Origin of the sequence: Streptomyces hilarionis (assembly GCF_024539675.1) — a bacterium.
GTDB classification, from domain to species: Bacteria; Actinomycetota; Actinomycetes; order Streptomycetales; family Streptomycetaceae; genus Streptomyces; species Streptomyces hilarionis.
In genome coordinates this window covers 1-24,653 of the sequence record NZ_JAHHIT010000139.1, presented here as the reverse complement: position 1 = coordinate 24,653, position 24,653 = coordinate 1, and the positions used below count along the sequence as shown (strand labels likewise).

General features: G+C 70.1%; 9 protein-coding genes. 3 read left to right on the top strand and 6 right to left on the bottom strand.

Translation table 11 applies throughout. The annotated features are described in order from the left end of the window. Positions 1–79: 79 nt before the first annotated feature. The 6 genes from KMS84_RS28985 to KMS84_RS28960 all read right to left on the bottom strand — a co-directional run bounded on the left by KMS84_RS28985 (position 80) and on the right by KMS84_RS28960 (position 11,214). Complete coding sequence (locus KMS84_RS28985; RefSeq protein WP_256919429.1) at positions 80–427, bottom strand: GNAT family N-acetyltransferase; 348 nt, start codon at positions 425–427, stop codon at positions 80–82. 47 nt (positions 428–474) lie between these two features. After that, on the bottom strand, positions 475–894 hold the full coding sequence (gene panD / locus KMS84_RS28980) for an aspartate 1-decarboxylase (protein WP_256919428.1): 420 nt from the start codon (positions 892–894) through the stop codon (positions 475–477). A gap of 484 nt (positions 895–1,378) precedes the next feature. Then, positions 1,379–2,470, bottom strand: a complete 1,092-nt coding sequence (locus KMS84_RS28975; protein ID WP_256919427.1) for a DEAD/DEAH box helicase — start codon at positions 2,468–2,470, stop codon at positions 1,379–1,381. Continuing rightward, positions 2,467–4,320 carry a DrmB family protein gene (gene drmB, locus KMS84_RS28970; protein ID WP_256919426.1) on the bottom strand — a complete coding sequence of 618 codons (1,854 nt, stop codon included), beginning with the start codon at positions 4,318–4,320 and terminating at the stop codon, positions 2,467–2,469. Before drmB ends, KMS84_RS28975 begins: the two co-directional genes overlap by 4 nt. Beyond that, positions 4,317–7,463, bottom strand: coding sequence for a helicase-related protein (locus tag KMS84_RS28965; protein WP_256919425.1), 3,147 nt, complete (start codon positions 7,461–7,463; stop codon positions 4,317–4,319). Before KMS84_RS28965 ends, drmB begins: the two co-directional genes overlap by 4 nt. 139 nt (positions 7,464–7,602) lie before the next feature. Continuing rightward, complete coding sequence (locus KMS84_RS28960) at positions 7,603–11,214, bottom strand: sigma-70 family RNA polymerase sigma factor (protein ID WP_256919424.1); 3,612 nt, start codon at positions 11,212–11,214, stop codon at positions 7,603–7,605. Between the two features lie 359 nt (positions 11,215–11,573). On the opposite strand from KMS84_RS28960, the gene KMS84_RS28955 reads away from it, so the two are divergent. The 3 genes from KMS84_RS28955 to KMS84_RS28945 form a co-directional block, all read left to right on the top strand. Next, positions 11,574–17,903 carry a protein kinase domain-containing protein gene (locus tag KMS84_RS28955; protein ID WP_256919423.1) on the top strand — a complete coding sequence of 2,110 codons (6,330 nt, stop codon included), beginning with the start codon at positions 11,574–11,576 and terminating at the stop codon, positions 17,901–17,903. A gap of 29 nt (positions 17,904–17,932) precedes the next feature. Continuing rightward, on the top strand, positions 17,933–20,881 hold the full coding sequence (locus KMS84_RS28950; protein WP_256919422.1) for a DEAD/DEAH box helicase: 2,949 nt from the start codon (positions 17,933–17,935) through the stop codon (positions 20,879–20,881). Then, positions 20,881–24,653, top strand: a 3,773-nt coding sequence (locus KMS84_RS28945) for an Eco57I restriction-modification methylase domain-containing protein (protein WP_256919421.1), incomplete at its 3' end; no start/stop codon positions are given. The genes KMS84_RS28950 and KMS84_RS28945, both read left to right, overlap by 1 nt.

Sequence of the window (24,653 nt, the reverse complement as noted above, 5' to 3'; positions counted from 1 at the left end):
CCCCGCACACTCACCCGTACGGCCCGCCCGGCCCCGCCCGCCGGCCTCGGACGCGGACCCGCCCAGGACACGTCAGTGATCAGAAACGGCCCGGGTGCGCCCGCAGCCAGTCCTTGGCGGCGCTCAGCAGCGCCGGGTCCGCCGACGGCGCCTCGTCGGGGTGGCGCTCGGCCCACTTGACGACGTAGGGGCACAGCGGCGCCACCGGCACACCCTCGCGCGCGGAGAGGACGTACAGCTCGCGCGCCAGCGCCCCCGCGATGCCCTTCCCCTCGTGCGCCGGCTCGACGATCGTGTGCACCGGGACCAGCGCGGGCGCGGGCGCCTCCAGCACGAAGTACTCGATGCGGCCCACGACTTCGCCGCCGTCACCCACGGCCTCGAGGCGGCCCGCCGCCCGGTCGTCGCGGATCTCGATGTCGCTCATGGGCACTCCCGGTGCGATGGGTGCGGAGGGTACGCGGGCTGCGTCGGTCAGACCGACACCGCGTGCGGACTGCGCTCCTGGTCGGAGCCCGGCACCGGCGCGGAAGGGTCGGCCCCCAGGGCCACGATCCGGTTGTCGCGGTCCACGTGCACGACCCGGGGCTTCAGCGCCCGCGCCTCGGCGTCGGTCACCTGAGCGTAACTGATGATGATCACCAGGTCGCCGGGGTGCACGAGGTGGGCGGCGGCGCCGTTGATGCCCACGACCCCCGACCCGCGCTCACCTTCGATGACGTAGGTCTCCAGCCGCGCCCCGTTGTCGATGTCGACGATGTGCACGAGCTCGCCGGGCAACAGATCGGCGGCGTCCAACAGGTCGGCGTCGATGGTCACCGATCCCACGTAGTGCAGGTCGGCCTGAGTGACGGTGGCGCGGTGGATCTTGGACTTGAACATGGTGCGCAGCATGGAGAAACTCCCGGATTGTCTGCTCCCTGCCTGCTTCTGCAGGTCAAGGGCGTTCTTCGGAGGTTACATCGTTTCGCATGTTCGGTCAGGTGTCGCCAGGTGTCTCAGGGCTCACACTGATCCGTTGCCGATTTCCCTGATGGGTCATCAGCCCGGAGTGCGATGTGCCGCTAGCCAGCCGTGACTGCGCGCCGCGCCTGTTGTGATGCCGAGGTCACCTATTCGACCACTCGCACGGAGGCACACGACGGGCAGCCCGTCGCACGCTGGGCGTTCGGCGAGGAGGGTGACTCAGCGGACACCCACGGGGCATCACTCACCGTGCGCTGCCACCCCAGTGTGTCGTCCCGGAACCTCAGGGACGGGCGACAGCCCTGAACGGCCTTTGACATGGGGTGAAACGACAGTGCGATCAAGCAGACGTCTGCCGCCCAGCGGAGAGGAGAGCGCAGTGCCAGCCGTCCGTGGGGCGGAAACCGCATGGTCATCCGCGCAGCAGGTCACCGGGTCCCACCTGTGCGCACAGAGGCGGCTCCGCTTCGCCCTCGTACGCCAGGTGGAGTTCACGCCGGGCTCGGGTCGCCAGGACGTAGTACGTCATGCGCAGGGCGGCCGAGGTGGGATCGACCGCCGCGTCCGTGTGCGTGTCGGGGATGACGACAGTGTCGAAGCCCAGCCCTTTGGCACTCGCCCGGTGGACGAGCACGATTCCCGGGCGGCCGAGATCCAGCGTGCGATAGCGCCCTTGGCCCGCACGGGCTCGGGAGGTGTACATCTGTGGTTTCAGCCTCGGTGCTCTGCGCTCCAGACTGCCGAGCAGGGAGAACTGCGTGTGGGTGGAGTTCACGATCACGCCGATGCTGTGCTGCGGGTGTCTCTGCGCCAGCAGGATCAGCAGGTCGGCAGCGCCGTGGGGCGGAAGACGGTGCAGTCGTGGGGGCGGCCCTTCGTGTTCGGGGAGGACGGGCAGACCGATGCCCGTGTGGAAGTGGGCGGCGAAGGACGCGATCTGGCGGGTGTTGCGATGGTTGCCGTCAAGTTCGAGACGTGTGCACCGGCCCAGCCGCTCGGCGATCTCGGTGAGTGTGGAGTTGGTGTCGGTCAGCCGCTGACACTCGTCCGCGAACACCGTTGTGCGCGCTCCGAGCAGCCGACAGAGACGGTAGAACTCCGGTGGCAGGTCCTGGCCCTCGTCGACGACCAGGGTGAGTCCGAGCACCGGCCCCGTCTCCGCGGCGCACGCGTAGAGAGCGGGCCAGTCGAACCAGCCGTCGGCATCGCGTGGGGGCGGTCCGCCGTACCACTCGGTGAGCCACGCGTGCACGGTCGCCACGCGCACACTGTGGTCCGCCGGGCCGAGCGCGTGTACGGAAACGGCCAGTGACTGACGGAGCAGATTGGACCGCGTCAGCAACACCGCCGGGGTTCCGGTGAGGGCGAGCATGATGGCCCGCTGAGCCGCAAGGAGGCTTTTGCCGCTGCCGGGCGGCCCGCTGATCAGGTGATTGCCGTCGAAAGGGAGGTTTTCGAGGCAGGCGCGCTGTTCCGGTACGAGGTCGAGGTAGGTGAGGGTCATCTCTCCTCCAGGGCGTCCGCTGCGGCGCTCCGGGCGGCCGTGACGATAGATTCCAGGTAGCCGGGCACGTGTTCGCCGCCGATGACGAGAGCCCGGTCGAGGAGGGTGTTGCCGGTCTCGCAGCTCGTCTCGGGCAGCAGGGCGCAGGCGTGGCATCCCGCGCGGTTGAGGTTGCCGAAACCCTGACCGGTGTGTTCTGCGCAGAGCGGGTCCGCGGAGCACCAGGCGGCGGCTTCGGTCATCCGTAGCAGGGTCTCTGCGAGGCGCGGCGGCTCGCCCTGCTGTACGAGCCCGCCGAGCGTGCCTTCGGCGTCTCCCGCGGCGGTGTAGACGAGGATGCCGTACTGGTCCTGTTCGGGGCGTGCGTAGACGCGTTCACGCAGACTGGCCGTCGTGTAGCCCGATTCGAAGGAGAGCTGGCGGATCAGCAGGTGGGCAAGGGTGTGCAGGAGGACGAAGCGCGGAGAGAGCTCCTCGCCGGTAAGGGCTTGGAGCCGATCCTTCTGGAAGGACCGGTCGAGGTCCGCGCGCATGCCGGCGACCCGCCGCCGCACGTCTGTGTCCGCTTCCCATGCGGTGAGCTCGTTCTTGTCGAGGGTCAGGAGGATGCCCTCGCCGAAGACCTCGACGGCGGGGAGCCATTTGAGGCGCCGGGAGGTGTCGGCGGGGACGAGGGTCGCGTCCGGGGAGACCCTGCTGAAGCCGGACAGGGCGCGTACCTCGCGCAGCCGGTCGACGAGGACGACCCGTCCGATGCGGCGGTGCAGACCCGCCCAGGGTTCGGCGGTCTCCTGCCCGAGTCCGAGGGTGGTCTCGCGTAGTGCGAAGTCGCGGGTGGCGGGCATGGCGGGCGCGATGAAGGCGGTCCATTCCTCGCGGCTGAGGTCGGGGCGGACCGGAGCCGCCGCTGGATCGGACGATGCGGAAGGCAAGGGCTGCCCGGTCTCCTCCGCGACCATGGCTTCGAGGAGTCGGTCGTCGGCGCCGGTGTCCTCCTGGATCATCGTGCGGAAGACTTCGGCGCGCGGGGTGTGGGCGACCCGGCAGAGCGACACCCACAGGTCGTGCTCACGGACGCGTGCGGCAACTTCTTCGTCTCCGTGCGACGCAGCGGTGTCCGACTCGGGGATGTCGAGCGCCGAGTGCACGACCGGGTAGTACAGGTTGCCCGCCGTACGCTGCACGATCTGTACAGGCATCGCGCACTCGGCGGCTTCGTTGATCCGCTGCCAGGGGTTGCGTCCCGAGCAGCGCATGCCCTGGGTGCCGAGGATGTCGAGCAGGTCGCGGGAGGCCCCGCACCCCTTGGCCGTGCAGATGACGGAGAGCGCTTCGAGTCCGGAAGCGCGCTCGGACACCAGGAAGCGGAGCTTCTCTCGTTCGCCGCACTGACGCCGTTCGCCGGCCTCTTGCCGCGAGTGCGCCCAGAACCACCAGTCGACGTCGCCGAGGTGCCCGGCCGCACACATCTGGACGAACCGCATGGGAGCGAGGGTCCGGCCGGGTGAGCAGGACGGACAGCGGGGCGGTTGTCCCGGCTTCTCGTCGGCGATGCGCCACCGCTTCATACGGCGGCAGGCCCCGCAGAAAAGCCAGGAGGGGAAGCGGATGTATGGGGCTCCGGGGGCGTCGGGGATGTCGAAGCGGTCGTTGGCCGTGGGCGGCGCGGCGTAGAAGCCGGTGACGCCGAGCCGGCCCGCGAGCCGGGGCGACTCCACACGCTGTCTGCCCTTCTGCGGCCAGTCGCCGATGCCCGTGGCGACGAACGACTCACCCTGGATGTCGAAGACTGCCCCGACTCCGAAGGGCAGTACGGTCTGCGACTGGCGTACGCGGAGTGTGCGGTTCACAGGTCGGCTCCTTTCACCGTCACCTGGCACTCCCGGTCGACGTTGCGCATGGAGTTCGGTGTCTCCCAGAGGCCGTAACGTTGCTCGAAGCTTTTGATCAGGTTGGACTGCCCCTTGCCCTGACTGCGGTAGTACAGCTCGCGGCCGTCCTTGCGGGCCTCGCGCGCGGCTTCCTCCCAGTCAGCCAGTAGCTCGGTGAGTTCCCTGCGCACGGCATCGGCTGCATACGGCTCACCGGCGGCGGCCCGCGCCGCCAGCTCGCCGACGAGGGCTTCGGCTTCGGGCAGCCGGTCGAGGATATGCCCGGCCCGGTTCTCGGCGGCGAGGCCGAGGCGGTGGCGTACGAGGATGACGAGCGCCGCGTGCAGGGCACGCCGGCGTGAGGGTACAGACCAGGGTGTCACGCTGGTCGGTTCGACGTGCCGGTACAGAGAGCGGTGGTAGACGTCGAAGGTCTCATAGTGCGAACGGTCCCTGGGGCGGGTGGCGTTGAAGAAGGTGACGACGAGACCGGGCACGGTGTGCCGGCCCACTCGGCTGGTGGCCTGGATGTATTCGGCTGTCGTCTTGGGCTGTCCCTGCATGAGCATCAGCGCGAGCCGCTTCACGTCGATACCCACGGACAGCATGTTGGTACAGGGCAGGAAGGACACCGACTGCGGGTCGTCCCACGGCTTTTCCAACCGGTCGAGGAGCACGGGCTGTTCGGCACGCGGCAGGTTGCTGGTGAGCTCCTGCACCTGATGGTCCAGCAGTTTCCGGATTCCCGAACCCGAGTCCAATGACGTGAGCTGTGCGGGGATGTCGTCGGCCGCAGCCGTGACCGTACGGCCGAGTTCACGCAGGCTGTGGTGGTAGGCGACCAGCGTCCAGTAGGCGTCCCGATGCTCCTCGGGAAGTTCGTAGGCGCCCTGGAGCATCGCAGCGGCGGTGGCGACCGCGGCGCGGCCCGCCGTGTGTCCCTGGGCCATGACGCCGAGGTAGCGGCGGCCGGGCCGGGACGTGTCGGGTTCGGCGAAGTAGGAGTGGCGGGCGTCGAGCCCGGCGGGAGGGAAGAGCTGGGCTCCGCTGCCGTAGAGGGCGCGGATCTGCTCGCCGGAGCGGCGGATGGTCGCTGTGGACGCCACGACCTTGGGTCCGATGCCTTCACAGTCAGTGCACAGCCCGAGCACGGCCGCCTCGTACAGGCCGACGGTGGTGCCGAGCGGGCCGGTGAGCAGGTGCAGCTCGTCCTGGATGACGAGGCACGGCGGGCGGTTCCCGGTGTCCGCGCCGAACAGTTGTCCCGAGCGCGGCTCCCAGGCGAGCCGGGCGAACTTGTCCACCGTGCCGAGAACGAAGGTGGGCGGCCGGTCATACAACTGTTCGTCGACGACGGCGACGGGCAGCTCGTCATGGAAGGCGCACTCGTCGCGCGGGCAGAAGAACGCGAAGGAGTCGGCGGTGGCGCGCACTCCGTAGTCCCCGATGTCGGGCGACTTGTGGGCGGGCATGATGCGTGTGCCGCACCAGGGGCAGCGGTCGAGGATGAAGACGTCGTCGGGCCGGGCGGCTCCCCGCACATCGTCGAAGACGGCGCGCGCCTTCTCGTACGAGTTCGGGGAGGTGGCCTCGCCCACCCACAAGCCGATCGAAAAGGGCTCGTCCCCATACGAAACAGGGTCGGCGCGGCGCAGCGACTCCAGTGCGCAGATAGTGGTGGCAGCGCGCTGGAACTGCTGGGTGGTGAGCAGGCTCAAGGTGTAGCGGCTCAGCACCGCTGTGCCCCCGCCGTCCGCCTCACGCCGACGAAGCACCATGGCGAAGGCGGCCAGCAGCAGGTACGCCTCCGTCTTGCCGCCGCCGGTCGGAAACCAGATCAGGTCGGTGGTCTCCCGGTCGGGGTGCCGTGGGTCGGCCACGCCCTCCAGGGAGAGCAGGAAGAACGCGAGTTGGAAGGGCCGCCACACGGCATCCGGGCTCGGCTCCGGTTCGGGGAGCACCGGGTCGCGGCGGGCGCGGCGCTCGCCCGCCTGGTCCCGGGCGGAGTGGCGCATCTGGAGGGCCATCGCTCGGTTCGCGGTCCGGAAGGCATGCAGCAGTTCAGGGCGCGCCGGGTCGCAGAGGGTACGGACGCCGGACTCGATCCGGGTGACGGCAGCGCCGATACGGGACAGGACGCGGTCGGCGGCGTCACGGCCCCACACGGGGACCTCGGTGTTCATCTGTCCCACGTACCAGGCTCGGTAGTTTGCGGCGAACTCCGCCAACTCCTCGTGGAGTTGGGCGAGCGGTACCGCCGGATCGGCGAGGTGGAGCACGTTCAGGACGGGAAAACCCGTGAAGCCGGCCGCCCGGACACCGCTGACCTCGGCCTCGGGCATGACGGCGGCATTGAGAGCCACGACGCTCAGCTCGCCACTGTCGCCATGGCCGCTGCTCTCGCTGTACCGTTCCTCGACCGCGCAGCCGTGGCCCACTGCATGTGTGCGGACGTGCCGGTACTGGAGACGCAGTTCCTGTTCCTCCAGGTCACGGCTGGCGAGCCGGACGCTGGGGTAGGGCAGGACATCGCCGTCCGCGGGCTTCGCCTCCAGTTCGACCTGGAAGAGCATCCGGTCCCATTGCGCGGCCTTGCCGAGCGCCGGCTCGTGGTGGGCGGTGTTGACGAGGGCCACGGTGACGAGCTGCCCTGAGCCGAAGGCACGCCTGCGGACACGGATCTCGGCGCGTCCGTCGAGCACGGTGGCCTGGGTGCGGTCGGGTCCGAGCGCGTGGGTCTCCTCGGGCAGGGGGACACGTTCCCAGCGGCGGCCCCGCTCCCTGGTGGCAGCGAGGGTCTTGTAGCGGGCTCCGGCGCAGCGGACGTCAATGATCGTGGCGTCGGTGTAGAAGCTGAGGCCGAGCGAGGACGGCAGCCAGGCGTTGGCCTCGGGCACCGGGTCCGCCGCCGGGGCCGTGTCCTCGGCGCCGCCCTCCGTGCCGGCGCCCTCCAGCTCTTCGGCGGCGAGGTCCAACTGCCTTTGCAGATCGGCCTCCTGTGGATACAGGGTGCCCATGAGGTACTCGCGGTCGGGCGGCGCTTCGAGCAGCTCGCGTTCTCCGAAGGCCGGTCCGACGAGCCGGCGGTGCAGGGAGGAGACGAGTTCCTGTCTGGGGTCCATGGCCGAGCTCCTGAAGCGGTACGAGTGGGGCTGGGTGGGGTGCGTGGTGGGGTGCGCTGTGCTGGGCGTGGGGAGACCCGGTGCCCGGCGCGAGATGCGGGCACGGGACCGCGGGATGCGCTGGGCCGGGAGTCCGGTGTCAGGACCGGCGCCAGCGGTTTCTGAGTGTGGAGCGGTCAGCGGCGGCTTCACCTTCGGCGGCGAGCTGCCGCTGCAGCTCGTTGATGCGGTCCCAGGCCTCTTGCTCGGTCTGCGCGATGCGCGCGGTGGCCCGCTGTTCGGCTGCCGCCGCCTGCGCTGATGCCTGCTGCTGGGCGGCCCGCAGAGCCGCGTCGCGTTCGGCGAGCAGGGCCTCGGCCTGCCTCAGCCGTTGCTCCAGGCCCGCGACGCGGGTCTCCCCTTCCTCCGTGTAGCGCCGCAGCCGCTGGCCGGTCGCCTCCGCCCGCCGCTGGGCTTCGTTCGCCCGCTGGTACAGCACCGCTGCCCGTTCCTCGGCCGTGTTCGCCCTGTGTTCGGCATCGTGCGCGCGCTGCTCGGCCGTACGGGCGACGTGGTCGGCGTCCTTGGCCCGCTGCTCGGACCGGGCTGCGCGCTCACCGGCCGCCGCCAGGGCTGTCCGAGCCGCGCGCTCCCTCTGCTCGGCGTGTTCGGCGCGTTCGACCAGGCTCAGTCGAGCGTCGCGATGCCGGCCCTCGAGGCGCGCGATCCGCTCCTCCGCCTGTGCGCGCAGGTGTTGCTCCTTGCGGAGCAGAGCCCTGTCCGTGCGGCGCAGCAGTTCCTCCTCCAGGGCGTCGAGCCGACGTTCCGAGTCGGCTTGGGCGGCCGCCAGTCTGGCGTCGCCGGCCGACCGCTCCTCGGCCAGTCGCCGACGGTGTTCGTCCTGTGCGCGCGTCAGCTCTGCCTCATGCTCACGGCGTGCGTCTGCGAGGTGCCGATCTGCTTCGGCACGGAGCCGGGCCCGCTGTTCCTCGGCTTCCGCGAGCGCCTGGGCAAGCTGCCGGTCCGCCCTCGTCTGAAGCTGGACGAGTTGGCGCACTGTGTCTGCCCGCGTGGGCATCTGACCGCCCTCGGCAGCCGGGGCAACCGGAGTCGGCTGCGGCACTCCGACACGAGCGTCCGTTAGCTCCCGCGGCACGCTGAGCGCATCCGCGTCGAGATGGTCAGGCGAAGGCGCCGGGTCCTCCCCATGCGCTTCGCCTCCGCTCGCCGGGCCGCGGTCGGGGTCTGCGTGCGGCTGGGCCATCAGCCCGCCCGGTGCGGCGCCGACGGGCACCGCCTCCGGAACGGCCCGAGAGGACAGCTCGGTGACGAACTCCCGGAGGGCCGCGCGCACCGCTAGGCGCGGCTCACCGTGCACCAGCGGCCGTTCAGCCAGATAGTTTCGAGGCGACGCTCCGCTGAGTTCCGCAGACCCACGCTCGAGGAAGTCCTCGGGTGTCAGCCCGGCCTCCTTCACGGTGTCGAAGACGAGGCGCAGCACCTCCAAGGCCTTGACCACGGGCCGGTCGAGCACGCCACGTTCCCGCACGGCACGCACGACGGCGTCGGCGGGGGACGCACCGAGCAGCACGGTGAGCTGCACATGCCCCACGGCGAGCAGGGCGTATTCGGCGAGCCAGGCCACTCCCCCGCCGAACTCCGTCGGCATCCGCAGCGCCTGCCGCCAGTCCGCCGTGTACCGCGCGGGTGCGGCAGGCTCGGTCGCGGGCAGCCCGCTCGCCTCGGTGGAGGCCGGCGCCGAGGGCGAATGTCGCGGGAGTGGCTCCGGCGCTGCCACGCGCGGTCGCGGAACCAGTTCGTTTCCGGACTCGATCGCGTCTGCTGCGACAGCCCCCACCCCCTGATCCGCTGGCGGCTGGGGGGCGTCCGGGCGTTCCTCGGAAGGTCCTTCCACCTGCACCTGCGGCTCCTCCTGTTCAGCCATGAGGACCGCCGACAGCATGCTGTCGGTTGTGGTGCGGTCAGCGGGCCCGGCCACGGCCGTCTCCGCCCCCAGCCATCCGGCGGCTTCGGCGGCTTCGGCGACCGATGTCTCCACCGTTCCGGCCGACCGCGACGGCACGTCCCGCGAAGCGTCCCGCGGCATGTCCGGGCTCAGCGCGTCAGGCGTCCGCTTCTCCTCGGAGTGCTTCCTGTGTGTCCCTGCCCGGCCAGCGCCACGGTCCGAAGCCTGCCTCTTGACGGGCTCGCCGGCCTCAGGGGCCGACCCGCCGTCGTGCCCGTACGCGGCGGTGAGACCGGCCTCCCGAAGCCGCTGCCTGAAGACGGGAAGGATCTTGACTTCGATCTGCCTGATGCGCTCCCGCGTCACCCCGAACTCCCGCCCCAGCTCGTCCAGGGTCAGGGTCTCGTCGCCGTCCAGGCCGAGACGCCGGACGAGGATGCGGGCCTCGCGTCCGGAGAACGTGTCGACCACGTGCGTGACCTGCTCCAGCAGCATCGCGTCGAGTACGGCCTTGTCCACGGGTGGCAGCGGGTTCGCCTGCCCGATGAAGTCGCCGAGCGTGACCCCGTCCCCGATGACACGGTCGAGAGAGTCGGTGCGCCGGCTCAGCTTCCGGGCTTCCTCGACCTTCTGCATGGTCATGTCGCAGTACACGGCCACGTCGGCGACGCCGGCAGGCCGACCCTGGATCGCGAGGGTGCGCTCCGCAAGCGCCACCTTGCGCACCTGTTCGTGCATATGGACCGGGATGCGGATGACGGCGCCCTCGTCCGCGATGGCCCGGCTGATCGACTGGCGGATCCACCAGGTCGCGTACGTCGAGAACTTGAAGCCCTTGGAGGGGTCGAACTTGCGCGCCGCCCGCATCAGGCCCAGCACGCCGTGCTGAAACAAGTCGTCGTAGTCCAGCCCCTGTTCCAGATACCGGGGGGCCATCTTGTGCACAAGTCGCTGGTTGTGCAGGACGAGACAGTCCCGGGCGCGGATCCGGAGGTCCTCGTGCGGCAGGCCCCTCAGAGCCTCGTCGTCCGGTTCCTCGGCCAGACGGTCGGGTCCTCCCCGTATCAGCACGGCGAGTCCGACCTCCGCCTCGGCGCTCAACAGACTCATGTCCGGCCGCCGTCGAAAGCGGTCGTTCTCCAGGACGGCCAGCGCGGCGGCCACCGCGGCCGTGAGGTCGCCGAGGTCGCCTCCGGGCTCCGTGTCCGAAGGAGGAAAGGGCTCGCCCTCCGGGCCGTCCTCCATTTGGGGTGCCTCGGCGTCAGTCTGATCGGTGAGATCCGTGAGATCGTCACCGGCCACGGGGGCGGCTGCTTCGACGACCGGGACGGCAGGCCCGACTGGACCCCGATCCTGCTCGCTCACGGCCGCTTGTCTCTCGTCCTCCCCCGTCGCGGCCACCGCCTCGGCGGTCGCGAGGACCTCGCCTCGAATCCGCGCCCCCGCCCGCAGCGCCGCCGCATCCCGCGCCCCGAGTCCGGCCAGCCGGGCCACACCGTCCAGGGCGCGCGACGCCACATATCCCTCGGCGTCGGCATAACGCTCCAACAGAGTCCGCACCACGTCATCGGAGGAGAAGACGGGGGTAGACACAATTTCTTCACGAATCCGTGCAACCTTTTCCGCATTCGAACCGTCACCGTCTGCATGCGCCACCGCCCTCAGGACGGGCAGCCCCAGCCCGGCCAGCTCCTCACGAAGCCGCTCCCGCTCGACGTCCCCCAGCCCCAGCGCGCGGACATGCTCCACGAACACGGATTCCGGCACCGCGCCGTCCACCGCCGCGCGGCGCAGGCGCGTCAGCATTCCGGCCAGAGCAGCCTTGAGTCCGACTCCGCCGCTCGCCAGGTTCCCCTGCGCCCCGCTTGCGGCGACACGGCCCGAGCCCCGCCCCGGCACACCGGTTGGCGCCTCAGGCCCTCCGACCGACTGGTGTCCCACACCACCCACCCCCTCCCCGATGACGAGATTCACCGTAGGGTGGCACGTTGACGATGTCAACAGATTCACAGCATTCCGCAATGCCTTCACTTCGTGTACGGTTGCGGACACTGCGCTCCTCTCTGTCACGATGAGCGGTGCGCGACGAATGTAGGGGGCACGTTCCGTTTCCCGCCTCGGCACGGGACCGGGAAACGGGACGGCGGAGGACGAGGGGAGCGGCAGTGGGCCAGGAGCTGCTGGACGGCAGGTTCCGCATCGGGCATGTCATCGGCAAGGGCAACATGGGTGAGGTTCACCGGGCCGAGGATCTTCAGGCAGCCGAGGGCACCCCCGAGCGCACGGTCGCCGTCAAGACCATCCTGCGTCGCCGCACGGGAACCCGGATCGACACCGGAGCCGATCCCAAGGCCACCGAACGCTTCGCCCGCGAGGTGCGCATCATGCGTCGCCTCGACGACCCCAACCTCACGCGCATCGTCGCCGGCGGGGTGGCCGGGGAGCAGGAGGGCCTGCCCTACCTGGCGATGGAGTTCCTGCACGGTGAGACGCTGCGCGATCTCATCGCGGAGGAACGGCAGCTGCCCGTCACCTGGGCCGCCGCCATCGGCGCCCAGATCGCGTCCGGTCTCGCCGCCGCGCACGCCGCCGACGTCGTCCACCGCGACCTCAAGCCCGCCAACGTCATGCTCACCCAGGGTGGCACCGTAAAGGTCCTCGACTTCGGCATGGGTCGCATCGTCGACGACCCCGATGACACCCGGCTGACCAGCACCGGCGTCAGCGTGGGCACCGCCCGCTACATGGCTCCGGAGCAGTTCGAGGCCAAGCAGGTCACGCAGGCCGCCGATCTGTACGCCCTCGGATGTGTGATCTACGAGATGCTTGTGGGCGTACCGCCGTTCACCAGTGAGTCGCCCTTCGAGCTGGCCGCCAAGCACACGCGCGAAGAGCCGACGCCCATCACCCTCATCCGCAGCGAGATCCCCGCGGACCTGGCCCGGCTCGTCGACCGGTTGCTCGCCAAGGACCCGGCGGCCCGGCCCGCGGACGCCGTGGCCGTACGCGACGCGCTGCTTCCGCCGGCCAGGCTGGACGTGGACACCCCACGGCTACCGCACTGGGGAGCCCTGGACCCGACTCGCCCGCTGCGCGACCCCGCGGCCCACGCCCCCGCACGGCAGACCCCCGCCCCGAAGCCGGAGCCGGCATCGGTCGCCGCCTCAGGCGCGGGCATGGACGTCTTCGGCGTCCACCGCACGCTCATCAGGGATTACCGCTCCTTCACCGAGGGCGGCACCGTCATCCGTGACGACCGCATCGCGGCCTTCGTCGAGGACGACCTCAACAGCAAGTCACAGTGGCCCGACCCGTGGCTGTCCCTGAACCCGTTCTTCCAGGGCGGCGGCACGGTGGTCGAGCTCGCCGGGCAGAAGGTCCTGCACGACGAGTGCGCCCGTATCTTCCAGGCCAAGAAGACCGAGGGCGGAACGGTCCCCGACGGCCGTCCACTGACGCTCCATCAGCACCAGCGCGAGGCCATCGACGCCGCCGCGTCGGGCGCGTCGTACGTCCTGACGACGGGCACCGGGTCCGGCAAGTCGCTCGCGTACATCGTCCCCATCGTGAACAAGGTGCTCCACCAGCGGGACGCCGAGGGACCGAAGGCTCCCAAGCGAGTACGGGCGATCATCGTCTACCCGATGAACGCGCTCGCCAACAGCCAGCTCAAGGAGCTGGAGAAGTACCTGCGCGACGGCTACGGCGCCGGCCGCGAGCCGGTCACCTTCGCCCGTTACACGGGCCAGGAGGACGATGAGAAGCGCAAGGAGATCCGCGACAACCCGCCGGACATCCTGCTCACCAACTACGTGATGCTGGAACTGATGCTGACCCGCCCGGCCGACCGGGCGAGCCTCATCAAGATGGCGCGGGGCCTGGAGTTCCTGGTCTTCGACGAGCTGCACACCTACCGCGGCCGGCAGGGCGCCGACGTGGCGCTGCTGATCCGCCGCGTCCGCGAGGCGTGCCAGGCGCAGGACCTGCAGTGCATCGGCACGTCAGCCACCATGTCGACGGAGGGCACGCTCGACGACCAGAAGAGGGTCGTCGCGGGAGTGGCGAGCACCCTGTTCGGTACACCGGTGCGCCCGGAGCACGTCATCGGCGAAACCCTGGTCCGCGCCACCCACGACACACCCGACGTCGTTCTCGCCGAGCGTCTGAGCTCCCCCGCCGCTCCGCGCGCGTACGACGATCTCGTGCGCGACCCGCTGGCCCGCTGGATCGAGACCCGCTTCGGCCTGGCCACCGACGAAGCGACCGGACGCCTGATCCGGCAGCAGCCCACGAAGATCGAGGTCGCGGCGAAGGAGCTGCACGAGCAGTCCGGAGTCGCCGAGGATCAGTGCGTCGCCGCCATCCGCGCCACCCTGGAGGCCGGTTCCCAGGCGCGCCACCCGGTGACCGAGCGGCCGCTGTTCGCATTCCGGCTGCACCAGTTCCTCTCCAAGGGCGACACCGTGTACGTCACCCTGGAGGACAAGCTCTCGCGCCACCTCACCCGCTCTTACCAGCTCGAACAGCCGGGTAGTGACGGCAAGTTGCTGATGCCGCTGGCGTTCTGCCGCGAGTGCGGCCAGGAGTACCTGACGGTGTGGCGGACCGAGAAGGACGGCGAGGTCCGGTACGAGGCGCGCCGGGACACCTCCGCGACGGGCGGGCGGCAGGGCGACGGCTATCTGTACGTGGACCACGAGCGGGCATGGCCGTCCAACGTCCAGTACGCCGTGGACGACCGTCGGCTGCCCGAGTCCTGGCTGGAGTTGGACGACAAGGGCCAGGAGGTCGTGAAGAAGTCGTACCGCGACCGGGTGCCGCGCGCCGTCACCGTCGACCCGCGCGGCCGCGAAGGGAACGGCGAACTCCAGACCGCGTTCGTCCCCTCCCCCTTCCTCTTCTGTCTGCACTGCGGGGTCGCGTACGAGCAGACGCGCGGCCGGGACTTCGCGAAGCTGGCGACGCTCGACCAGGAGGGCCGGTCCTCCGCGACCTCGCTGATCTCCGCGTCCGTGGTGCGCTCGCTGAAGTCGGTGCCGGAGGAGACCCTGGACAAGGAGGCGCGCAAGCTCCTCACGTTCGTGGACAACCGGCAGGACGCGTCCCTCCAGGCGGGTCACTTCAACGACTTCGTGCAGATCACGCAGCTGCGCGGAGCCCTGTACCGGGCTGCTCTGGACGCGGGCGAGGACGGCGTCCACCACGAGGAACTGGCTGCGTCGGTGACGAACGCGCTCGCCATCGAGCCGGCCGACTACACCGGGGAGAGCGATCTGCCGCCCTCCCTGGCACGCAACGCCGCCAAGACCCTCCGTGACGTGATCGCGTTCCGGCTCTACCTGGATCTGGAGCGCGGCTGGCGCATCACGATGCCGAACCTGGAGCAGACCGGCCTGCTGGAGATCGGCTACGAGGACCTGGAATGGGTGGCGGCCAAGCAGGACCGGTGGGCGGGCACGCACGAGGCGCTGCGCGACGCCGACCCGGCGCTGCGGGCCGAGGTCATGAAGGCGCTGCTCAACGAGATGCGCCGGTCCCTCGCCATCGACGTCTCGTACTTCCGTGACGACTTCGACTCGCTCCAGCGGGCGAGCGAGGAGCGGCTGATCGATCCGTGGGTACTGTCCGCAGCCGACAAGCCGAAGGTCGGCACGGCCTACCCGCACCCGTCCGGCCGAGGCATGGACCGCTCGGCTCTGTTCCTCTCGGCACGCGGCAAGTTCGGCAAGTACCTGCGGCGCGCGGACACGGCGTTCAAGACGCTCGATCCGGCCGATCTCCAGCTGGTCATCGAGGAGTTGCTGAAGGTTCTGGCCAAGGCGGGCCTGGTCAAGGAGGTGACGGAGGCCCCGCCGCGTGCGGGCCGTTACCGCAAATCCTCCGCCCCGGCCGCGACCGGCTACCGCGTGGCCGCCCAGTCGCTCGTATGGCGTGCGGGCAGAGGCGAGCGGGGCACGCACGACCCGCTGACCCGCACCTACCAGAGCGGCGACGGCCCGCGCGTCAACACCTTCTTCCGCGACCTGTACAAGGACGCGGCGGGCACCCTGTCCGGCCTGTTCGCGCGCGAGCACACCGCGCAGGTCTCGCCCGAGGAGCGGGAGCAGCGCGAAGAGGCCTTCCGCAAGGCGGAGTTGAAGCTGCTGTACTGCTCCCCGACGATGGAACTGGGCGTCGACATCTCCCAGCTCAACGCGGTGATGATGCGCAATGTGCCGCCCACGCCCGCGAACTACGCGCAGCGCTCGGGCCGCGCGGGCCGCAGCGGCCAGCCCGCCCTCGTGACCACCTACTGCGCGACGGGCAACAGCCACGACCAGTACTACTTCCGCCGCTCGGAGCGCATGGTCGCGGGCGCCGTCGCCCCGCCGCGGCTGGATCTCGCCAACGAGGACCTGGTGCTCTCCCACCTCCAGGGCATCTGGATCGCGGAGGCCGGCCTGAAGCTGGGCCGTGCCGTCCCTGAGGTGCTCGACGTGTCGTACCCGGACACGGGTGACCGTCCGAACCCCGCCCTAGAGCTGCTGCCCGACATCCTGGCAGCCTCCCTTGACGACAGCGCCCGGCGCCGTACCGTCGACGCGGCCCTGCGCGTCCTCGGCCCGCTCCTGCCCGACTTCGCCGACACCACGTGGTGGCACGACGACTGGATCCAGGACCGGGTACGGACGGTGGCGACCCGCTTCGACCGGGCCTTCGACCGCTGGCGGCAGCTGTTCCGCTCCGCGCTCGACGACCAGTACATCCAGAACAGGCGCCGCCTCGACTACAGCCTCACCGAGGGCGACCGCATCCGCGCCAACGCCCGCCGCCGCGAGGCCGAGACGCAGCTCAACCTGCTGATGAACGAGAGCGCCGACAGCAAGTCGGTCCTCTCCGACTTCAACCCGTACCGCTATCTCGCGTCCGAGGGCTTCCTGCCCGGCTACAGCTTCCCGCGGCTCCCGCTCGCCGCGTACATCCCGACCGTCGGCCGCCGCCGCGGGGACGGCGACTACCTCCAGCGGCCGCGCTTCCTGGCGATCCGCGAATTCGGCCCGGGTGCGCTGATCTACCACGAGGGCGCCCGCTACCAGGTGACCCGCATCCAGCTGCCCCCGGACTCCTCGGGCGAGCTGGCGACCAGCGAGGCCCGCCGCTGCGCGAGTTGCGGCTACCACCACGATCCGGAGCAGCTGGAGGACCGCTGCGCCATGTGCCACGAGCCGCTGGGCGCGGCGACGTACGGCCTGCTGCACCTGCACACCGTGTACACGACGCGCCGTGAGCGGATCTCCTCCGACGAGGAGGAGCGGCGGCGCGCCGGCTTCAAGCTGGAGACGTCGTACCGCTTCCAGGACCACGGCACCCGCAAGGGCCGTCTGAACGCGGCGATCACCGACGCCTCGGGCGCGCCGCTCGCCGACGTGGCGTACGGCGACTCGGCGACCGTCCGGATCACCAACACCGGCCGGGTGCGCGCCAAGAGCGACGAGCCGGCCGGGTACTGGCTGGACCTCGCGGACGGCCGCTGGATGAACGACAAAGACGCGTCCGAGGCGTCCGGCGACTCCAGCGAGCTGCCCGTGATCGACGCGGACGGCAACGAGCGGCGCCGCAAGAAGCGGGTCATCCCGTACGTGGAGGACCGCCGCAACATCCTCGTCGTCACCCTGGACGAGCCGCTGCCGGAACCGGTGGCGCTCTCCTTGATGTACGCCCTGGAGCGGGGCATCGAGGCCGCGTTCGAACTGGAGGACGCCGAGCTGTCCAGCGAGCTGCTGCCGCCGGACGACGGACCGCGCAATCGCATCCTGTTCACGGAGGCCGCCGAGGGCGGCGCGGGTGTGCTGCGCCGCCTCCAGGCGGAGGAGGACGCCCTGGCGAAGGCGGCCGTACGCGCCCTGGACATCTGCCACTTCGACGCGGACGGCACCGACCAGGGCGGCCCGCACCCGGACCGGCCGTGCGCGCTCGGCTGCTACGAGTGCCTCCTGACGTACGGCAACCAGCTCAACCACGCCCTCATCAACCGGCACTCGGTGCGGGACCTGCTGGTGCGGCTCGCGACGGCGACGGCCCGGCGGGAGTCGCGCGGAGAGTCGCGTTCCGAGCAGTACCGCCGGCTGCTCGACCAGTCCTCTCCCGCCGCCGACCCGACGCCGGTCGAAGCAGCAGTCGAGGCGTCGGTAGAGACGGCGTCGGCGGCCGAGCTGGCGGCTCAGGGTGACTTCCTGGGCTGGGCAAAGGCGCGCGGCCTGCGGCTGCCGGACGAACCGGGCTCCTTCCTCACCGAGGCGATGGCGACCCCCGACTACGTGTACCGCCTGCCCGGTGTGAACGTGGCGGTCTTCGTGGATCTCCCGGACAAGGAGCAGGACACCTTCCGGGACGAGGACGCCGAGGACCGCCTGTTCAACGCCCGCTGGGACGTCATCCGCTTCGCACACGACGCCGACTGGGACGCCGTCGCCGCCGCCAACACCCGCTACTTCGGCTCTCCGGCCGCCAACTGATCGCCCACCACGAGGACTTGAAGACAGACATGGCACTCACGTACTCGGCCGGTTCCTTGGTGAAGGCCCGCGGCCGCGAATGGGTGGTGCTCCCCGAGAGCAAGCCCGACCTGCTCGTCCTGCGCCCGCTGGGCGGCTCGGACGACGACATCGCCGCCGTGTTCCCGGCGTTCGAGACGGTCGACGAGGCGAAGTTCGCGCCGCCGGAGCCGAGCGACCTCGGCGACCAGCGGGCGGCCGGCCTGCTGCGCACCGCCCTGCGCGTCGGCTTCCGCTCCGGCGCGGGACCGTTCCGCTCGCTGGCCGGGATCGCGGTGGAGCCGCGCGCGTACCAGCTCGTCCCGCTCTTGATGGCGCTGCGCCAGAAGACGGTCCGGATGCTGATCTCCGACGACGTCGGCATCGGCAAGACCATCGAGGCGGGCCTGGTCGCGAGCGAACTCCTCGCGCAGGGCGAGGCGACGGGCCTTGCCGTGCTCTGCTCCCCCGCGCTCGCCGAGCAGTGGCAGCAGGAGCTGCGCACGAAGTTCGGCATCGACGCGGAGCTGGTCCTGTCCTCGACGGTCTCGCGCCTCGAACGGGGCCTGGACCTGGGCCAGTCCCTCTTCGACAAGTACCCGCACGTGATCGTCTCGACGGACTTCATCAAGTCCCCGCGCCACCGCGACGACTTCGTCCGTCACTGCCCCGACCTGGTGATCGTCGACGAGGCGCACACCTGCGTGGTCGCCGACGACACCTCCACGGCTTCACAGAACCAGCTCCGCTACGAGCTGCTGCGCCGCGTCTCGGCGGACGAGAACCGGCACCTGCTGCTGGTGACGGCGACCCCGCACAGCGGCAAGGAGTCCGCGTTCCGCAACCTGCTGGGCCTGGTCAAGCCCGAACTGGCCGACGTGAGCCTCGACTCGGAGGCCGGCAGGAAGCTCCTGGCCCAGCACTTCGTGGCGCGCAAGCGGGCGGACGTACGCCAGTACCTCACCAAAGAGGACGGTCTCACCGACGACTCCCTCGCGGAGCGGACGGCGTTCCCCTCGGACCGCTACTTCAAGGACGAGACGTACAAGCTGTCACCGGAGTACCGGGCCCTGCTCGACGACGCGATCGCGTACGCGAGTGAGCGAGTCGAGCAGGCGGGCAGCCAGGGCAAGCGGGAGGCGCGCATCGCCTGGTGGTCGGCGATCGCGCTGCTCCGCTCCCTGGTGTCGTCCCCGCGCGCCGCAGCACAAACCCTGCGGACGCGTTCGGCGGCGGCGATCGCCGCCTCGGCTGAGGAGGCCGACAAGCTCGGCGCCCCGCTCAACAGCGACGCCGCCGACAGCGACGCAATGGAGGGCATGGACGTCGCACCGGGCGCGGAGACGACCGAGGACCCGCGTTCTTACTTGGGGGAGCTTGCCGACATCGCGGAGGAGCTGGAAGGCCCGGCCAAGGACCTCAAACTCAAGGCGCTGATCAAGCACCTCAAGGCGCTCCTCGCGGACGGCCACAACCCGATCGTGTTCTGCCGCTACATCCCGACGGCCGAGTACCTCGCCGCCCAGCTGGAGAACGACAAGGAGTCCGGCAGGCGCGGCCCGCTCGGCGCCAAGACCGTCGTCAAGGCGGTCACCGGCACGCTCTCCCCGCAGCAGCGCCTGGAGCGCATCGAGAAGCTCGCCGAGGAGGCCGGCGAGGACGCCGCCGCCCGCCGCGTCCTCATCGCCACCGACTGCCTCTCCGAGGGCGTCAACCTCCAGCACCACTTCGACGCCGTCGTCCACTACGACCTGGCCTGGAACCCGACCCGCCACGACCAGCGCGAGGGCCGCGTCGACCGCTACGGCCAGCGCAAGGACCAGGTCCGCGTCATCACGCTCTACGGCGACGACAACGGCATCGACGGCAAGGTCCTCGAAGTCCTCATCAAGAAGCACCGCCAGATCAAGAAGGACCTCGGCATCTCCGTCTCCGTACCCGACGAACTGTCGACGGGCGTCACGGACGCGATCGTCGAGTGGCTGCTGATGCGCGGCCGCGAGGACCAGGACGCCCTGTTCAGCGCGGACGCGTTCAAGGTGAGCACGGAGAAGCTGGACAGCGACTGGAACTCAGCGGCGGAGCGCGAGAAGGCGTCGCGGTCGCGGTTCGCGCAGCGTTCGGTGCGTCCGCAGGAGGTGGCGCGCGAGGTCGCGGCGGTCCGTGAGGCGCTGGGCGGCGCGGGCGAGATCGACACGTTCGTACGGGAGTCACTGGGCGCCCTCGGCGCCGTGCTCCGCGGGGAGGGTGAGGACTTCACGGCCCAGGTCGGCGGCACGCCCATCGGCCTGCGGGACGCGCTCGCGCCCACGGTCGGCGCAGAGGTGATCGAGAAGGACCGCCCCATCCCGTTCCGCGCGGACCCGGCGGTGGCGCGGGGTGAGGCGGCTCTGGTACGGGCAGACCCGGTCGTGGGCGCCCTCGCGTCGCACGTCCTGAACGCCGCCCTGGACACTCAGGCGGACGGCACCCGCCCGGCCCGCCGCTGTGGTGTGGTGACGACGGACGCGGTCGGCACCATGACCACCCTGCTCCTGGTCCGCTACCGCTTCCACCTCACGCTTCCCTCGCGTAGCGGCGAGAAGCAGTTGGTCGCGGAGGACGCCCGGCTGATCGCCTTCGAGGGCTCGGCCAGGAAGGCGGAGTGGCTGCCGCCGGAGCGGGCGCGGGACCTCCTCGACGCGACGGCATCGGAGAGCACGGACCGCCACTACGCCGAACGGACGATGACCCGCCTGCTCACCCAACTCCCGGACGTGTACGGCCATCTGGAGACGTACGGCGAGCAGCTGGCCGCCGAGCTGGACGCCTCGCACCGCCGGGTGCGCCAGGCGTCCGGCGAGATCGTCCGAGGCCTGTCCGTCACCGTGCAGAAGCCCGCCGACATCCTCGGCGCGTACGTGTACCTGCCCTTTGTTCCCGCCGGCACCCCGGCCGCTGCTCCTGGAGTGTCCGCCTGATGTCCGCAGTTACCCGCAACCAGGTGTTCACCGCCGTCCACACGGTCGGAGGGCTGCTGCCCGCCGACATGCTTGTGCGGATCTCGGAGGGCAAGGACGTCCCCGGCTCGAAGCCGGCCGACTACGGCCTGCCGTCGTCCCGTTCGGTCCGTGACGAGGCCGAGCGAAGCTGGGAGTACCTGAAGCCGCTCTGGCGCGAGCTGCGCAAGCACCTTCCCGAGGACCGGGAGACGGGCGCTCCGGCCGCCGACCCGACCGGCCGCGCCGGCAGCGACTGGCTGGCCCCGCTCTGGCGAGAGCTGGGCTTCGGTCCGCTGACGCAGGTCGGGGCGGCGGGCATCGCCGCCGACTCGGACGCGGAGAAGAAGTTCCCGGTCTCCCACCGCTGGCGGCACGCGCTGATCCACCAGACGGCCTGGAACGCCAACCTCGACAAGCGCCCTGGCGGCGTGGGCACGGTCCCGCCGCAGTCGATGCTCCAGGAGTGCCTGAACCGCACGGAGGCCCACCTGTGGGGCGTCCTCACCAACGGCCGCCAGGTCCGCCTGCTGCGCGACTCCAGCGCCCTGGCCACGGCCTCGTACGTCGAGTTCGACCTCGAATCGATCTTCGACGGCGAGCTGTTCAGCGAGTTCGTGCTGCTGTACCGGGTGCTGCATGTGTCGCGGTTCGAGGTGACGGAGGATGCGGCGCCGTCCGCGTGCTGGCTGGAGGCCTGGCGCACGGCGGCCATCGAGTCGGGCACGCGCGCCCTGGAGCACTACCGCGACGGCGTCCAGCAGGCCGTGGCCGCACTCGGCACCGGTTTCCTGCGCCACCCCCACAACACGGCCCTGCGCGAGGGGCTGGACCCGTCGGCACTCCAGTCGGCACTGCTACGCCTGATCTACCGACTGATCTTCCTCTTCGTGGCCGAGGACCGTAACGCCCTTCTGGACCCGAAGGCCGACGAACAGGCCCGCGACCGGTACCACCGGTACTTCTCGACGGCCAGGCTGCGCGAACGGGCCCAGCGCAGGCAGGGCACGGCCCACAGTGACCAGTACGAGGCCGTCCAGCTGGTGCTTACCGCGCTCAGCGATGAGCAGGGCCGGCCGGAGCTGGGCCTGCCGGGCCTCGGCGGCCTGTTCAACACGACGGAGGCGGACGCGCCACTGTCCGCGGCCCGGCTCTCCAACCGGTACTTCCTGGAAGCGGTACGGCACCTCGCCCGCGTCCGCGACGCCAACTCCGGCCGCTGGCGCTCCGCCGACTACCGGCACATGGGTGCCGAGGAGCTGGGGTCGGTGTACGAGGCACTGCTGGAGCTGGTGCCGAAGCACAGCGCGGCGAAGCGTACGTTCGAGTTGGTGGACCGGGCTGGCAACGACCGTAAGAAGACGGGGAGTTACTACACCCCGTCCGCGCTCACGGAGACGCTGCTCGACTCGACGCTGAACCCGGTGATCGACGCCGCTGTCGCGCGGGGCGAGGAGCGGGCGCGGGCCGAGGACGCCTCCGACCCCGCCGAGAGGATCGTCGAGGAACTGCTGTCCCTGACGGTCTGCGACCCGGCCTGCGGCTCCGGCCACTTCCTTGTCGCCGCCGCCCGGCGCATCGCCAAGCGGGTCGCCTCTGTGCGGGAGCGCAACCCCGAGCCGACGGTCCACGCGGTCCGTGATGCCGTGCACGAAGTCGTCTCGCGCTGCGTGTACGGCGTCGACCTCAACCCGATGGCCGTGGAGCTGGCCAAGGTGTCCCTGTGGCTGGAGGCCATGAAACCGGGCCGCCCGCTCGGGTTCCTCGACGCACACGTCAAGCACGGCAACGGCCTCATCGGGGCCACGCCGGCTCTCATGAAGGACGGCATTCCCAGCCGGGCGTTCAAGAAGACGGAGGGGGACGACGAGGCGTACGCGAAGAGGCTGTCCGCCGAGAACGAGCAGCAGCGGGCCGGGCAGGGCCTCCTGTTCGAGGTGGAGGAGCGCGAGCCGAACGTCTCCAACACCGGTTTCGCCACCGGCCTGCGCCGTATCATCTCTGCGCCCTCGCGCAATCTGGCGCAGGTGCGGCGCAAGGAGGAGGCGTTCAAGGCGTGGTCGACTTCGGCGGAGTATCTGCAGGCACTGCACATTGCCGATGCGTGGTGTGCCGCGTTCGTGTGGGAGAAGCGGGAGGATGCGCCACCGGCCGTTACTCACCGGGTGTTCCGAGGGCTGGAGGACCCTGAGGGGGATGCCGCGCCGCAGTCGACGCATGACGAGGTCGTGCGGTTGCGGGAGCAGTACGCCTTCTTCCACTGGCACTTGGAGTTTCCGGAGGTGTTCCGGGTGCCGGAGGAGGGCGCAGGTGCGGGGGCTGAATGGGGCGTCGACCCGGGTACGGGCTGGGCGGGGGGATTCTCGTGCGTGGTGGGAAATCCGCCGTGGGACAAGGTCGACTTCATGGATAAGGAGTACTTCAGCGTCGTGGAGCCGGAGATCGCGGCGATCTCGGGCACGGCTCGGCGGACGCGTATCGCGGAGTGGGAGCGAGAGTATCCGGCTGAGGGAAAACATTATCGGGAGGCGCGCCGCACCAAGAAAGGGACATTCCACTTCGCGGGGGACTCCTGGGTGTTTCCCTTGTGCGCAAAAGGGCTCACGGTCAAGGGTGTCAACTCGCTGCAGACAGACTCGCTGTTCGCCGAGCAGATGTCGACCGTGGTGGCGCCGGAGGGGCGGTTCGGCGTAATTCTGCCTACCGCTATCGCGACCGGAGCGAGCTCGCAACACCTGTTCTCGGCCTTCATGCGGCGGGGGGCTCTGGTCTCGCTGTACGACTTCGAGAACCGTCGCCCCAAGAGTCCGGCCCTGCCGAAGGGAGGCAAGTGGTTCGAGAACGTTCACTCCAGTTACAAGTTCTGCTTGTTCTCCCTCACCGGCCGGGCCACACGCGCGGACGCCAGCCGCGTAGGCTTTTTCCTGTCCGACATCACGGATCTGGAAGACCCGAACCGGATCTTCGCTCTGGACCCTGAGGACCTCGCGCGGATGAACCCCAACACCGGCACTCTCGCAGTGTTCCGCACAAAGCGCGACGCGGATATCGCAGCCGGGATATACCGGCGTGTTCCGGTGCTGTGGAACGAGGGACACCGAGGAGGCAACCCGTGGGGCATGACGTTCAAACGCCTCATAGACATGACCGATGATTCCGACCTCTTCCGTAGCCGCGAGCAGCTTGAGGCCGAGGGGTGGACACTTCGGGGGAACCTCTTCGAGCAGCACGGCGAAATGATGTTGCCGCTGTACGAAGCGAAGATGGTGACCTTCTACAATCACCGCGCTGCCGATGTCGTCAAGAGCCTGACTGCCGTCAATCGACAGAACCAACCGAAATACCTTTCGGCGAAAGAGCTGGAGGATCCCGCGCGCCTCGCCCTACCGCTCAACTGGGTTCAGCAAAACGGCATGGTCCCCACGCGACGCAACAACAAGGAGGTTCACGTCAAGGGAGTGGAGCTGCGACTCGCCGAGGAGCACTGGGAACGAGACTGGCTGTGCGGCTGGTGCGACGTGACCGCCTCGACCAACGAGCGCACCTCCATCCCGGCCTTCGTGCCACGCACAGCGGTCGGCAACACCTATTCCTTGATGTTGCCTCGAGTCGCTCCCCCGCTGATCGCAGCTATGGTCGCCGCCCAGTCTTCTCTGGTCTTCGACTTCGTGAGTCGCCAGAAGATCAGTGACGCGCACATGAAGCCGTTCATCTGGAAGCAGCTCCCCGTCCCCACCCCCGCAACGCTCGAACC